This window comes from Brucella sp. JSBI001 (assembly GCF_026014005.1).
GTDB lineage: Bacteria > Pseudomonadota > Alphaproteobacteria > Rhizobiales > Rhizobiaceae > Brucella > Brucella anthropi.
Map to the genome: position 1 here is coordinate 2,990,131 of NZ_CP110339.1, position 14,760 is coordinate 3,004,890.

Consider the following 14,760-nt stretch of genomic DNA (forward strand, 5'->3'; position numbering starts at 1 on the left):
AGCACCCCGGTGATATTCTGGAAACTGTAGGACGCGCGGTTATGGGGACTCGCGATCCTTGAAGAAGGCTGATGCCTTCCGGAGGCGCTATTAGCGAGCAGCGGCCTTGCGTGCAACGAACGGGATTTCCGAAGGCAGGATGCCAAGGTCGTTCAGTTCACGTGGGCTCAGGCGGCTCAGTTCGTTTACGGTGTTACGGTAACGGCGCCAGTTGTTGTACGAGCGGATCAGGTTCATTTCTCTCACCTAGTAAAATCTTATCTCTTTGTTGCAAACAGCATATAGGCTTGAAGCATTTCGAATTGGAGAGACAGATTTGCATAGCTGCAATGCGTTAAAGCTTGTCAGTTGCACGCCTTTTGCGCAGCTTGGTCATCATGCGATCACAATCTGATGCCCTGTTAGGCAAATCGGTTGGATTTAGGCTGCTCCGGCAGCTAACTGGTTAAAACTTCTTTAAAAATTCGCTGGCCGAAAAACTGCTCCACAAAATGTGGTGGAGAGCGGCACGTCCAACGGATTTAGTTGCCGGTAAATGCGCGGTCTCGTCTGTGCCGCAATATGCATGTATAATAAAGTATAAATCCGGACCTCCTGTCCGCTTAAAATTTTGTCGCAAAAGTCCGGGAAATCGTCGGTTAGAGACAACAATTCTACATGACTTGCGCGCCGGATTGGGGTAAGGGAGTTCCGTCGGGTGTCGGGACGCCATATAATATGACGTTCTTGCACTGTCTGTCTGCGGGAGAGCGCCAATTGGCCGCCGAAGGGGAAATCGCCCGAAATCTCTCAGGTACAAGGAACCGCAGACGGGTAAGACAACTCTGGAAAGTCAGGGGAAACCCTGCGCCGAAGGTGTAAGTATGGCTTTCTATATAGCCATGCGAGTCTCTCAGGCCTGAGACAGAGGGGCACGAAGCAACCGCATTTTGCGGAGGCACACGTGCGACTCTGGAGTTGTTATGGGCGATACCGCACATTTGAATACCCTGCCTTTGCAGGATTTGCATGAACAGGCTGGCGCGCGCTTCGGCGGCTTTGCTGGCTGGAACATGCCGATCACCTATCCGCTGGGCGTCATGAAGGAACATCTTCATACGCGTGAACATGCGGGCCTTTTCGACATTTCTCATATGAAGCTGATCGAGGTTTCGGGTGCGGATGCCGCTGCGCTTCTTGCCGAAACCTGTCCGCTCGACCCGACTGTGCTGAAGGAAGGTCAGTCGAAGTACACTTTCTTCCTCAATGATAATGGCGGCGTTCTGGACGATCTGATCGTCACGCGTCTTGGCGAAGACCGTTTCATGGTTGTCGCCAATGCGGGCAATGCCGATGCCGATATCGAGCATTTGACGGAAGCCGCATCGGGCAAGGACGTTAAGGTCAATCCGCTTGACCGTGTGTTTCTTGCTCTTCAGGGGCCGGAAGCGGAAGCCGTCATCAATGATGCCGGGCTGGCTGGTGCCGAGCTTGCTTTCATGAGCGGGTTTGAACCCAAGGCTGGCTGGTTCATGACCCGTTCGGGCTATACCGGCGAGGATGGTTTCGAGATCGGCGTTCCAGCCGATGAAGCCCGTGCGCTTGCAATGAAACTGCTTGCCGACGAGCGCGTCGAATGGATCGGCCTGGCTGCTCGCGACAGTCTGCGCCTTGAAGCCGGTCTCTGCCTGCATGGTCAGGACATCACGCCGGAAACGGATCCTGTTTCGGCGGGCCTCACATGGGCAATCACCAAAGCCGTGCGCGAAAAGGCTGCATTCAACGGCGCAAAAGCCGTGCTGGACGCGATCGCCAAGGGCGCATCTGCCAAGCGCGTCGGCCTGAAGCCGGAAGGCCGTCAGCCGGTTCGCGGCGGAGCCGATCTTTTTGATGAATCCGGTCGCCAGATCGGAACAGTTACTTCCGGTGGGTTCGGTCCATCGGCAGGCTTCCCAGTCGCCATGGGTTATGTCGAGGCAAGCCTCGCTACCCCCGGCACACGTGTTTTCGCTGACGTTCGCGGCAACAAGGTTCCCGTTGACGTTTCGGCGCTTCCCTTCACTCCGCATCGCTATCGCAAAGGATGATTTCCATGGCCAATATCCTGTTCACCGAAGATCACGAGTGGATCAGCGTCGAAAACGGCGTTGCCACTGTCGGCATTACGATCCACGCACAGGAACAACTGGGTGACCTCGTTTTCGTCGAACTGCCGGACGTCGGCCGCACGGCCACCAAGGGCGAAGGCATCGTGGTTGTGGAATCGGTCAAGGCCGCTTCCGACGTTTACGCGCCAGTCGATGGTGAAGTGGTCGAAGTCAACGAAGCCGTTGCAAGCGATCCAGCCCTTATCAATCAGGCTGCAGAAGGCGAAGGCTGGCTGTTCAAGCTGAAGCTTTCCGACGAAGGCCAGCTCTCCGGTCTGCTCGACAAGGCCGGTTACGACAAACTGGTAGGATAAACAAATGACGCAACAGGTTCTTCCCTTTGTTGCCCGTCATATCGGGCCAAGACTGGAAGACGAGCGCGCAATGCTTGCAGCGCTCGGCCTTCCTTCCATGGAAACCCTTATCACCCAGGCGGTTCCAGCATCCATTCGTTTGAATCGCGCGCTCGATTTGCCAGCCGCTTTGAGCGAACATGCAGCGCTTGCGGAGCTCAATGAAATCATGGGCCGCAATGTGGTGAAGAAGAGCTTCATCGGCGCGGGCTATCATGGTGTGGAAACGCCACCCGTCATTCAGCGCAACCTGTTTGAGAATCCGGCCTGGTACACGGCTTATACGCCTTACCAGTCGGAAATCAGCCAGGGTCGACTTGAGCTTCTTTTCCACTTTCAGACGCTGGTTGCTGAGCTTTCCGGCCTGCCGGTTGCCTGCGCATCGCTCCTGGATGAAGCGACTGCGGTTGCTGAAGCCATCGGCGTTGCTTGCCGTCACCACCGCGACAAGCGCAGCCGTATTCTGCTTGCAGGTGAACTGCACCCACAGACCGTCGATGTGATCAACACCCGCGCCGAACCGCTCGGCTGGGAGATCGAAACTGGCAGCACTGTCGATGACAATACCGCTGCCATCGTCGTGCCGTGGCCGGATACGCGTGGTGTCTATGGCGATTTCAGCAAGGTCATCGCCGATGCGAAAGCCAAGGGCGCCCTCGTCATCGCCGTTGCCGATCCGCTGGCATTGACCATTATGGAAGCGCCTGCCAGCTGGGGTGCCGACATGGCTGTAGGCTCCATGCAGCGTTATGGCGTTCCGATGGGCTTCGGCGGTCCGCACGCCGCGTATCTGGCGGTGTCCGAGCCTCTGACCCGCATCATTCCGGGCCGCATCGTCGGTCAGTCGGTTGATGCGCATGGTCGTGCGGCCTATCGTCTGGCGCTCCAGACTCGTGAACAGCATATCCGTCGCGACAAGGCCACGTCGAACATCTGCACTGCACAGGCACTGCTTGCCAATATGGCTGCATCTTTCGCGATCTGGCATGGCCCGGCAGGACTGCAGGCTATTGCTACACGCGTGGCCGGCCTTGCTGCACGCTTTGCGGCTGGCCTCAAAGCTGCTGGTGTCGAGATCGCAGGTGATAGCCTATTCGATACGGTAACGATTAAAGTTGCCGGTAAGGCTGCGAAGATTGCCGACGAAGCCGACAAGGGCGGTCGTCTGCTCCGCATCATTGATGCGGATACAGTTGGTGTCACCTTTGACGAAACCTCGACCGAGGAAGATCTTGCAGCACTCGCCGTTCTGTTCGGTGCCAAGTCGGTCGATGGCGACAAAGCTCTTGTTCCCGGCAAGGGGCGCGGTGAAGGTTTCCTCACGCAGGACGTGTTCCATTCGCACCGTTCCGAAACCGAGATGATGCGCTTCCTGCGTCGTCTGGCCGACAAGGATCTGGCGCTTGACCGTGCAATGATCCCGCTCGGTTCCTGCACCATGAAGCTCAATGCAGCGGCAGAAATGATGCCGGTGAGCTGGAATACGGTTGCAAACCTGCATCCATTCGCGCCTGCGGCCCAGACTGAAGGCTATGCGAAGATGACGGCTGACGTCGAAGCATGGCTTTGCGAAATCACCGGCTTTGCGGGTGTTTCGTTGCAGCCGAATGCAGGCAGTCAGGGCGAATATGCTGGTCTCCTGGCCATCCGCCACTATCACCAGTCACGCGGCGAAGGTCATCGCAACATCTGCCTTATCCCATCGTCTGCACATGGCACTAATCCGGCCAGTGCTTCGATGGCAGGCATGAGCGTTGTTGTGGTCAATTGCCGTCCGGATGGCGATATCGATATCGACGATCTCAAGGCCAAGGCCGAGAAGCATCGCGATAATCTCGCGGCGTTCATGATTACCTATCCGTCGACCTATGGCGTGTTCGAGGAAGGCATCAAGGCTTTCTGCGAAATCGTCCACGATAATGGCGGTCAGGTCTATTTCGATGGCGCAAACCTCAATGCACTCGTCGGCCTTGCGCGCCCTTGCGATATCGGCGCCGATGTCTGCCACATGAACCTGCACAAGACCTTCTGCATCCCGCACGGCGGTGGTGGTCCGGGCGTCGGTCCGATTGGTGTTGCCAAGCATCTGGTGCCTTACCTGCCGGGCCATGTGGATATCGGTTCCAAGCATGCTGTTTCGGCTGCACCGTTTGGTAGCGCATCCATTCTGGTCATCACGTGGATGTATATCCGCATGATGGGCGGCGCAGGTCTCAAGAAGGCAACCGAAGCTGCGATCCTCAATGCCAACTACATCGCGCATCGCCTGAAGGACGCCTATCCGATCCTTTACACCGGCGCGCATGATCGTGTGGCGCATGAGTGCATCGTCGATACGCGTGTTCTGAAGGACAGCGCAGGTGTGTCCGTGGAAGACGTGGCCAAGCGCCTCATCGACTATGGTTTCCATGCACCGACCATGTCCTGGCCGGTCGCCGGAACGCTGATGATCGAACCGACCGAGTCTGAGCCGAAGTCGGAAATCGACCGTCTCTGCGATGCGATGATCGCCATTGCGGGCGAAGCGAAGAAGGTTGCCGACGGCGTTTGGCCAGCAGATGACAATCCGCTTGCCAATGCACCGCACACGGCAGGCGATACACTGGCAACGGAATGGACGCATCCTTACACGCGTGAGGAAGCCGTATTCCCGGCAAGCGCGATCAATGGCGATTTCGATGCGACGGCAAAATACTGGCCGCCGGTCAGCCGTGTCGACAATGTCGGCGGCGACAGAAATCTCATCTGCTCGTGTCCGCCAGTAGCAGCCTACGGCTGAGATAAAATGTAGGTCTATTGATGGAAAGCGCCGCGGAAACGCGGCGCTTTTTTTCTATGTTGCACCACGTGTATTTGGCTGATTAACTGAGAATAAGTTAATTTGCAGAGTGGCGAATATAGTGAAGCTGATTCTTATGAATTAGTGTTTTTAAAACAGCAAGTTGCACAAGTTGCACATTTTTAGTGAAATGAGCCGCTATCCAGATTTTGGGCAAAAAAAGAGCCGGACTGAGAAGTCCGGCTAAGTTATGAAGGTGCCACATTGGGCAAACCTCCAGAGGGGAACACTTACCGCGCGCAATGGGAGGAGGCACAGCGGTAAGTGACTGTGATATGTATCACCTTGCTCCAATCTTCAACCCCTGAAACACGAAATTTTTGACCATTTCGGAAAATTCTGAAACTTTTCGAATTTCGGCCGTGTTCTTTGGCTTATTGGCCAGTATTTGTATCCTGTTACGGCTTCGGCGTGCTCCAAATCGAAACAATCGCTCGTTGCAAATACCAAGTGGGTTGCGACTAGCAAATCGGCCCGCAAAGTTTTGGGATGTATTCGCACTGGTTGATGACTAGGATGTCGTCGGGAACATTTTGGCATCGCTGCGAATGGGAGATTTCATGGATTTGCGGCTGCTTCTGCTTATGGTTGTCGCCGGGATAGGCTTCGGGGTTCTGTTAATTCATTTTCTGGGTGGAGGGCTTAAGCGTAGTATTCTTCCCGACGACGAAAGTGTCAAAGCGCGCTTTCATCTTGACTATCCTGAAATCAAAATCGGCGAGATTTGTTATACCGATGATCGTCGTACAGCATTTTTCCCGTTGCGTGGCGCATCCACAGGGCTCGTTCATAGCGTCGGGGACCGCTTTTTGACGCGATGCGTGACCGCCGCAGACGTCCTTGCTCTAGAGGATAAAGGCAATACCGAACTGATATTACATATGAAGGATTTTACTTGGCCCAAAGCGCGGTTTCTTTTCAGTAATGCTGAGGATCGGGAAAGAGTGATGGCCTGGCTTTCAGGTCCGTCTGGGGAGGGGAACCGACATGGATAGCAATCCGGTATTTTTCGATGTGACGCGTGTTGCGATCCCGCTTTATGTGCTGGGAATCCTGATTGAGCTCGTGGCAATCCGATATTGGCAACGCAAGGGCGAATTTGAGACAAGAGACGCTTTTACAAGCCTGTTGATGGGGGCGGGCAATGTTGCGGCGGGTTTGCTGCTCGGCTTCGTTTCCGTGACAGCGCTGCTTTGGGTTTGGCAGTTCCGCTTTCTTGATCTCGGCCTGCACTGGTGGGTATTTGTAGTCGCCTTCATCTTCGATGATTTGCGCTACTACTGCTATCATCGGATTGCGCATCGTGTGCGCTGGGTCTGGGCGGAACACGTCAACCACCACTCCAGTCAGCACTATAATCTCACGACGGCGCTGCGTCAGTCGTGGACAGGACAGATGACGGGCATGTTCGTGTTGCAAGTGCCGATGGTACTCATCGGATTTCACCCTGCGGTGATCGCCTTCGTCTATGGGTTCAATCTGATCTATCAATTCTGGATTCACACGGAAGCCATAGACAAACTACCGAGGCCTATCGAGTTCATCTTCAACACCCCGTCGCATCACCGCGTACATCACGCGACCAATCCGCGTTATCTTGATGCAAATTACGCTGGCACGCTGATTATCTGGGATCGCATGTTCGGCACTTTCGTGGAGGAATTACCGGAAGATATGCCGCGCTATGGCATCGTGAAAAATGTCGGCACATTTAATCCGGTGCGTGTGGCGTTTCACGAATGGGTTGGTATGTTTAAAGACGTATTCTCGTCAGGTCTCACCTTGCGGCAGCGCCTGATGTATATGATCGCGCCTCCCGGCTGGAGCCATGATGGCAGCCGCAAGACATCCGAAGATTTGAAAGCTGACTATGTCCGGCTTAATCCGTCGCAAGCCGGGAAAGCAGGTTTGCCCGAGGGATTTGAAACCTAGATCAGTTTGATTTCAGTGCGCAATCAACTGCTGTCTAAAAGTGCTTGGGCCATGGCTTCAGTGCATTTTCAATGACTTATGCAATCATCTCTGAACTTGGCAGACTATCATTCCTCGCTAACAAACGGACTCATAAGCTCCTGAAATAATTAGAATAATTCTAAAACATTCCTACGTTGGTCAACTTCATTTAGCTTGCAGCGCTGGCCGTGCGGATATAAAAAGATGACCAAATGGCGAAGGCTTCATGCCGGGTTTGAAGAGAAGCGACCGAGGGACAGGCCGATTTCTCTGTCTTTTGGATAGTTGGAATGCTCGTACCTTTTCTAATCATGTTCCGCGAAGGCGTGGAAGCAGCGCTGATCGTTGGCATTATTGCCAGTTATCTCCATCAGACTGGCCGCAGTGCCTGGATGCCAGTGGTCTGGATCGGCATATTGCTGGCATTGGCCATGTCGTTGGCCGTCGGCGCTATCCTGCAGCTTCTGAGTGCAGAATTCCCACAGAAGGCGCAGGAACTGTTTGAAGCCATTATTGGTCTGATTGCCGTTTTTGTGTTGACCTCGATGGTGTTCTGGATGCGCAAGGCGGCCCGTTCTATCAAGTCGGAACTGCATCATTCCATCGATGCAGCTTTTCAGACACCGACACATAAAGGTTTCGGCCTCATTCTGATGGTGTTCTTTGCTGTCGCACGCGAGGGGCTTGAATCGGTCTTCTTTCTGCTGGCGGCTTTCCAGCAGAGCGAAGGGGCGGCAGCACCGCTTGGCGCGCTTCTTGGCGTGTTGCTAGCTGCGGCAGTTGGCTACGGCATCTTTAAAGGCGGCTTGAAGCTGAACCTTCGCCGTTTCTTCCGCTGGACCGGCGTTTTCATTTTGATCATTGCGGCAGGCATTCTCGCCAATTCGGTCATGGCATTGCACGAAGCTGGCATCTGGAACCATTTCCAGACGGTCGTTTTCGATATGAGCGATATTCTCCCGCTCGACAGCACGCTTGGTTCAGTTCTTGCTGGCATTTTCGGTTACATCGCGACACCGACCGTCAGTGAAGTTGTTGCCTATGTAGCCTTCCTCGTTCCGGCGCTCATTCTGTTTCTGATGCCTGCAAATGCACCAGCAACGGCAAGCCAGGCCAAAACAAGCGCACAGTAAAAGAGATTTCAATGACGAATCCGAAACCTGCTGAACCCATGTCGCGCAATCTGGTCCGCATCGGACTGGCTTTCGCCGTGCTGTTGCTGCTCGCCGCTGGCGCTGCGTTTTATTATGCATCCCGTGTATCGGACAAAGCCCGCCATGCAGAAGCCGGTGACACAATACAGGTCGCGATCAACGCAAAAAGCTGCGAGCCGAACGAACTGACCGTTCCGGCCGGGCGCTCGGTATTCGAAATTGTCAATAAGTCCGACCGTACGGTCGAGTGGGAAATTCTCGACGGAGTAATGGTTCTTGAGGAGCGCGAAAATATTGCTCCTGGCTTCAAACAGACCATCACCGCCAAGCTGACGCCAGGCGAATACCAGATTACCTGCGGGCTTCTTTCCAATCCGCGCGGCAAGCTGATCGTGACTGCGACCGCTGCCAGTGAAGCGGAAAAGAGCAAGCTTCCGCTTACAGCTTTCATTGGTGCACTGGCTGAATATCAGATTTATCTGACCACAGAGGTTGCCGAATTCCAGAAATCGGTTTCGGCACTTTCCACGGCAATAGCCAGCGGTAATCTTGAGGCTGCGCAAACCGCCTACGGTCCGGCGCGAGAAGCCTATGCGCGCATTGCTCCCGTGTCGGAAGCGTTCTCCGATCTCGATACAGCTATCAATGCTCGTGCGGATTATTTTGAAAAGCGCGAGCAGGACCCTGCGTTCGGTGGTTTGCACCGTATCGAATACGGTTTGTTCGAACAGAAATCCGTCGATGGTCTGGCTCCTGTTGCTGGCAAGCTTGAGCAGGATGCCACTGCATTGAAAGAGCGCATTCGCGGGCTTCGGATTTCGCCGGATCGCATGATGGCGGGCACTGCTTCTGCATTGAACCGTTTTGCATCGACGGCGTCGGATGCTGGTGAAGACCGGTACGCTCACACCGATCTGCAGGCTTTGTCTGGCCTTCTTGAAGGCTCTGGCAAGACTGCCGATGTTCTGCGCCCCATTGTTATAAAGGCTGATCCGAAAGCCTTTGAAGGCATCGACAAGGACGCAGCTTCGATCAGGAAGCTGCTTGGTACGGGTGCTGAAGGCAATGGCTACAAGGCGTACGATGCTCTGTCGTCTGATGAAAAGACGAAAATTAAGGAAGGTGCGGCTCAACTCGCTGCACAGTTTACGAAACTCCGCGATCAGCTTGGGGTAGATTGATGACCAGAAAATTTTTCAAAACCGATAAGATTACCACAGAAGAGCCTGTTTCCGCCGGTCGCCGTGCACTGCTCCTCGGGGCTGGTGCAACCGGGGTTGCCGGAGCAGTTGCAGGCGTGCTTGCCCCGCAGACAGCCCATGCTCTTTCTTCGGAAAGCGTGACCAATGCGCCGGAAAGCGACAAGATTCACGAAAGTCAGCCTTTTTATGGGAAGCACCAGCCCGGTATCGTCACGCCGCGCCCTGCTGCGGGTCTCGTCGCTTCCTTTGATGTGTTGGCGCGTGACCGCGCCGAACTGGAACGCATGTTCAAACTGCTCACCGAGCGGGCAGAATTTTTGATGAAGGGTGGAGAACCACCGGAGCTTGATGCGAAGTTTCCGCCATCGGATTCCGGTATTCTTGGACCTGTCGTCACGCCGGATAACCTCACGGTTACGGTGGCGCTCGGCTCATCATTGTTCGATGATCGTTTCGGTTTGAAGCCGTTGAAGCCGAAACTTCTGCAGCGCATGACCGGTTTCCCCAACGACGCCCTGCAGAAGGACATCTGCCACGGGGACCTCGTCATTCAGTTCTGTTCGAATACGCCGGACACGAACATCCATGCGCTGCGCGACATCATGAAGAACATGCCTGATCTTCTGATGGTTCGCTGGAAGCAGGAAGGGACGGTTCCTGTGCAACCGCCGCATTCGCCCCGGGCGAAGGAAAGCGCACGAAACTTCCTCGGTTTCCGCGATGGATCCGCCAATCCGGATTCCGCCGATGATGCATTGATGAACCGCATCGTTTGGGTGCAGAAGCAAAATGAAGAGCCGGGCTGGGCCGCTAATGGCAGCTATATGGCTGTGCGCATCATTCGCAATTTTGTCGAACGCTGGGACCGCACGCCGCTGCAGGAGCAGGAAACCATTTTCGGACGCCGCAAGAATAGTGGCGCGCCATTCGACGGTAAAACCGAAGCCGATGTTCCCGATTATGCGAAGGATGCGGATGGCAAGGTGACGCCACTCGACTCGCATATCCGTTTGGCAAATCCGCGGGATGCCAATGCCGAGCAACACCTCATTCTGCGTCGGCCATTCAACTATTCAAACGGGGTCAGCAAATCAGGTCAGCTTGATATGGGGCTGCTCTTCATCGCCTATCAGGCCGATCTGGAGAAGGGCTTCATCACGGTCCAGAACCGTCTCAACGGCGAGCCGCTGGAAGAATACCTGAAACCGATTGGGGGCGGGTATTTCTTCGCGCTGCCTGGTGTTCAGGATCATAAGGACTACTACGCGCGCGCACTTTTGGAGGCAAGCGGTCCGCAAAATGCTGGCGGGTGAGGATCGCATCTCAAGTTTTTGATTTGACGCGCATTTCCCGCAATGCGCTTTATCTGGAGAGGCTAAACATGAAGTATCGTCTGCCATTGCTCGCATCGGCATGTGCCGTTGCCCTCACGCTCAGCTTCGGCGCAGCCAAGGCTGAAGTTTCGCCGCTGGACCTTGTTCAGCCGATTGCTGACTACAAAGTCTATGTGCAGGAAAACCTCGACGTTCTGGTAAAGGACACCAAGGCTTTCACTGACGCGGTCAAAGCAGGCGATTTGGAAAAGGCCAAGGAGCTTTATCCTTCATCGCGCGTCTCCTACGAAAAGATCGAGCCGATTGCCGAGCTTTTCGCCGATCTTGACGCTTCGATCGACAGCCGCGCCGATGACCATGAAAACGGCGAGAAGTCGGAAGACTTTATCGGGTTCCATCGCATCGAGTATGGCCTGTTTGCGCAGAATTCAACCGAAGGACTCGCTCCGGTTGCCGACAAGCTCTACGCAGATGTGCTGGAACTCCAGAAGCGTGTAAAAGACCTCACCGTTCCGCCAGAAAAGGTTGTTGGCGGAGCTGCTGCCCTGCTTGAAGAAGTGGCTGCAACCAAGATTTCCGGTGAGGAAGATCGTTACAGCCACACCGATCTTTGGGATTTCAAGGCCAATGTCGATGGCGCCCAGAAAATCGTCGAGCTCTTCAAGCCTTTGCTGGAAAAGGAAAATCCGGATCTCGTGAAGAAGGTGGAAGCCAACTTCAAGACTGTCGACGACATTCTTGCAAAGTACAAGAAGGGTGACGGCTACGAATCCTACGACAAGCTGTCGGATGATGATCGCAAGGCGCTTGCTGGTCCTGTGACCACGCTTGCCGAAGATCTTTCTACCCTGCGCGGGACGCTCGGCCTGAATTAAAAAGCGAACACTGAAATGGCGGGTTACCCCGCCATTTTCATGCGCTCATGCGCAGTTTGATTTCGGCATTGAGTAGAATGCGCTGTGTTTCTGGAAGTTCCAGTCGGTCATCCGTTGTTTCGCCCAGTGTTCGAAACAAGAGCTCAATCGCCAGCCGTCCGATTTCATTGTAATCCTGCGCCACTGTAGTGAGTGGAGGACACGTATATTCCGATAACGGATTATTGTCGTGACCGGCGACACGAACGTCGCAATCCTTGAGTCTGCCAATTTTCAGACCGGCCTGCCAGAGTGCACTCGTTACGCCAAAGGCGATGCGATCATTGGAGCACAGAACAGTGCTTGTCGGCAGGCGTCCCTTTTCGCGTAGAATTCTCGCGGTCTGCTCGAAGGCATAACGTTCGAAATCCCAGCTTCGGCTTTGTTCGAGGTCAATGATGCGTGGCTCATAACCAAGCTTTTCCATGGCTTGTCGATACGCATCTTGCCGCTTGATTGCATTGTTGTTGACCATCGGCATGGAAAAATAACAAGGCTCGCTGCCCGAGCGGCACAGATAATCGACAATCAGATGGAAGGATTTGAGATTGTCGGTGCCGACAAAGGGTGAGGTGCTGTCCAGCGGAGAGTCGACATAGACAATTGGAACGTGTTCCGCGAGACGTGCCAGCGTCGAATGTTGCGACTCTTCACCAAGCGGTGCGATGATGGCACCAGCGACATTGAGCGAACGCAGGGTTTCAATTGCCTGCTTTTCCAGCTCAGGCTTGCCATCGGATGACAGGACAATCGCAAGATAGCCGCGTTGCTCTGCGAGCGATTGCAATCGTTTCGTCATCGCCATGTAGAAATGATCGAGCTGGTTGGGGATAATTATACCCAGAATTGTCGTGCGACGTCGATTGAGGTTCACCGCGAAAAGATTGGGACGAAAGCCGGATTGCTTGATCGCCGCTTCAATCAGTTCGCGGGTCTTGGGACGGACGGACGACGGATCGCTGAAATATTTCGACACTGTCGGGCGGGAAAGCCCAACAAACTCCGAAAAATCCTCCATGGTGCGTATTGTTTTGCGCACGTCTTTACGTCCTGTTCGTCAGTTGTCGCGGCCTAGGTACACACGACGATGCTGTTTTCTGCGAAGCCGCCGCATAAACTGGAATGTGCTGATTTCTCGGGACAAAGTCTGGTCCCGGTTGCCGCTTCTGTAACGATTTCAGGATGTTCCTCCAGCTCCGCTCGCCGTTGTATTCCTCCAGGCGAAGTCCCGTCAAACTGTCAAAGGCGGGGCAAAACGTCAAGCAGTCAAATGTGTTCGCAGAGAATGATGCGGTGAATATCCATATATGCTAAAACAACGGTTCGTGAATTTGGCAGGTGGAAATGTCCGCGATTTCGGCCCTTGGAACTGTTCACAAAAGCGGTCGTTTCTTCTCGCAACGCAAAATTGAAAACCGTGCTTGACAAGCTACGGAAGCTCACGCCATAAATTTTACATATGTAAGAATTTTGCTATGCATTCGTAAAGGAGGAGACGAAATGCGGACCAAGTCTTATGTTGCAGGGCTTATTGCGTCTGCTGCAAGTGTTGCAGTTATGGCCGGGGCTGCGTGGGCGGAAGAGCTCACCATCGCGACGGTCAATAATGGTGACATGATCATCATGCAGAAGCTGTCGCCGGAGTGGGAAAAAGCCACCGGCAATAAAATCAACTGGGTTGTGCTTGAAGAAAACGTGCTGCGTCAGCGCGTCACGACCGATATCGCTACCAAGAGCGGCCAGTTCGATATCCTGACCATTGGTGGTTACGAGACGCCAATCTGGGGCAAGGCTGGCTGGCTTCTGTCGGTCGATGATCTTGGTGATGATTACGGCTATGACGATCTCATCAAGCCGGTTCGCGCCGGTCTGACGGTGGATGGCAAGCTTTACGCCGTGCCATTCTATGCCGAAAGCTCGTTTACGCTCTATCGCAAGGACTTGTTTGACGCGGCGGGCCTCAAGATGCCCGATGCGCCAACCTATGTGGAAATCAAGGATTTCGCGACCAAGCTGACCGACAAGTCGAAAGAGCAATATGGTCTCTGTCTGCGCGGAAAGCCGGGCTGGGGCGAAAACATGGCTTACCTTGGTACATTGATCAATACGTTCGGTGGCAGGTGGTTTGATGAAAACTGGAAGCCCCAGATCAATTCCGATGAATGGAAGAAGGCGATTAACTTCTACGTCGATCTGATGAAGGAAGCGGGCCCTCCCGGAATTACGTCAAACGGCTTCAACGAAAATCAGGCCCTGTTCTCGACCGGCCATTGCGCCATGTGGATCGACGCCACTTCGGCTGCCGGACGCATCTATGATCCGAAGCAGAGCCAGGTTGCCGACAAGGTTGCCTTTACCAAGGCGCCGGTCGAGGTGACGCCAAACGGTTCTTCATGGGCGTGGTCCTGGAACCTCGCAATTCCGGCATCGAGCAAGAAGGTGGAAGCCGCTAAGTCGTTCCTGAAATGGGCGACCTCCAAGGAATATGTCGAGCTCGTCGGCAAGTCCGAAGGCTGGGTTGCTGTTCCTCCGGGCACACGCCAGTCCACCTATGCCAATGAGGAATACAAGAAGGCAGCTCCCTTCGCGGATACGGTGCTGAAAGCCATCGAATCTGCCGATCCGACAAAGCCGACCAAGGACCCGGTCCCTTATACCGGCATCCAGTTTGTGGCCATTCCTGAATTCCAGGCCATCGGCACGCTGGTTGGACAGGCGATTTCGTCGGCTGTTGCCGGTCAGCAGAGCGTTGATGCGGCACTCGACGGTGCGCAGCGTCAGGTCGAACAGATCATGACGCAATCCGGTTACATCAAGTAGCCGTGAGATAAAGGTCTGCCGCCTTCGGTAGGAGGAGGGCGGCAGACCTGATTTTCGTAGAGGTT

The 14,760-nt window shown here is 54.5% G+C and carries 12 protein-coding genes and 1 riboswitch; of the genes, 10 read left to right on the plus strand and 2 right to left on the minus strand.

Annotated elements, in window-relative coordinates; all coding sequences use genetic code 11:
* Positions 1-90: 90 nt before the first annotated feature.
* The gene (locus tag LJ361_RS14180; protein ID WP_002965914.1) at positions 91-237 is read right to left on the minus strand and encodes a DUF1127 domain-containing protein; all 147 of its coding nucleotides are present in this window, start codon (positions 235-237) and stop codon (positions 91-93) included.
* A gap of 495 nt (positions 238-732) precedes the next feature.
* A riboswitch (glycine riboswitch) is annotated at positions 733-816 on the plus strand.
* A 146-nt stretch (positions 817-962) separates the two neighbouring features.
* Here LJ361_RS14180 and gcvT point away from each other — a divergent pair.
* From gcvT to efeO (LJ361_RS14225), 9 genes are all read left to right on the plus strand, one after another.
* The gene (gene gcvT, locus LJ361_RS14185) at positions 963-2,066 is read left to right on the plus strand and encodes a glycine cleavage system aminomethyltransferase GcvT (RefSeq protein ID WP_010659050.1); all 1,104 of its coding nucleotides are present in this window, start codon (positions 963-965) and stop codon (positions 2,064-2,066) included.
* Positions 2,067-2,071: 5 nt separating this feature from the next.
* Positions 2,072-2,440 (plus strand): glycine cleavage system protein GcvH, encoded by a 369-nt coding sequence (gene gcvH, locus LJ361_RS14190; protein ID WP_010659049.1) that lies wholly within the window; start codon positions 2,072-2,074, stop codon positions 2,438-2,440.
* 4 nt (positions 2,441-2,444) lie between these two features.
* Positions 2,445-5,258: an aminomethyl-transferring glycine dehydrogenase gene (gcvP, locus tag LJ361_RS14195; RefSeq protein WP_010659048.1), complete on the plus strand. Its 2,814-nt coding sequence runs from the start codon at positions 2,445-2,447 to the stop codon at positions 5,256-5,258.
* A gap of 620 nt (positions 5,259-5,878) precedes the next feature.
* The gene (locus LJ361_RS14200) at positions 5,879-6,313 is read left to right on the plus strand and encodes a hypothetical protein (protein ID WP_036563560.1); all 435 of its coding nucleotides are present in this window, start codon (positions 5,879-5,881) and stop codon (positions 6,311-6,313) included.
* On the plus strand, positions 6,306-7,250 hold the full coding sequence (locus LJ361_RS14205) for a sterol desaturase family protein (protein WP_010659046.1): 945 nt from the start codon (positions 6,306-6,308) through the stop codon (positions 7,248-7,250). Before LJ361_RS14200 ends, LJ361_RS14205 begins: the two co-directional genes overlap by 8 nt.
* Before the next feature lie 311 nt (positions 7,251-7,561).
* Positions 7,562-8,404 (plus strand): iron uptake transporter permease EfeU, encoded by an 843-nt coding sequence (gene efeU / locus LJ361_RS14210; protein WP_010659045.1) that lies wholly within the window; start codon positions 7,562-7,564, stop codon positions 8,402-8,404.
* 11 nt (positions 8,405-8,415) lie between these two features.
* On the plus strand, positions 8,416-9,606 hold the full coding sequence (gene efeO / locus LJ361_RS14215) for an iron uptake system protein EfeO (RefSeq protein ID WP_264811812.1): 1,191 nt from the start codon (positions 8,416-8,418) through the stop codon (positions 9,604-9,606).
* Positions 9,606-10,940: an iron uptake transporter deferrochelatase/peroxidase subunit gene (gene efeB, locus LJ361_RS14220; protein ID WP_010659043.1), complete on the plus strand. Its 1,335-nt coding sequence runs from the start codon at positions 9,606-9,608 to the stop codon at positions 10,938-10,940. Before efeO (LJ361_RS14215) ends, efeB begins: the two co-directional genes overlap by 1 nt.
* A 68-nt stretch (positions 10,941-11,008) precedes the next feature.
* Positions 11,009-11,836, plus strand: a complete 828-nt coding sequence (gene efeO / locus LJ361_RS14225) for an iron uptake system protein EfeO (protein WP_010659042.1) — start codon at positions 11,009-11,011, stop codon at positions 11,834-11,836.
* Positions 11,837-11,873: 37 nt separating this feature from the next.
* Here efeO (LJ361_RS14225) and LJ361_RS14230 read toward each other — a convergent pair whose 3' ends face one another.
* Positions 11,874-12,893, minus strand: coding sequence for a LacI family DNA-binding transcriptional regulator (locus tag LJ361_RS14230; RefSeq protein WP_010659041.1), 1,020 nt, complete (start codon positions 12,891-12,893; stop codon positions 11,874-11,876).
* A 482-nt stretch (positions 12,894-13,375) separates the two neighbouring features.
* Here LJ361_RS14230 and LJ361_RS14235 point away from each other — a divergent pair, with 482 nt between their 5' ends.
* The gene (locus tag LJ361_RS14235; protein WP_010659040.1) at positions 13,376-14,695 is read left to right on the plus strand and encodes an ABC transporter substrate-binding protein; all 1,320 of its coding nucleotides are present in this window, start codon (positions 13,376-13,378) and stop codon (positions 14,693-14,695) included.
* Positions 14,696-14,760: the final 65 nt, after the last annotated feature.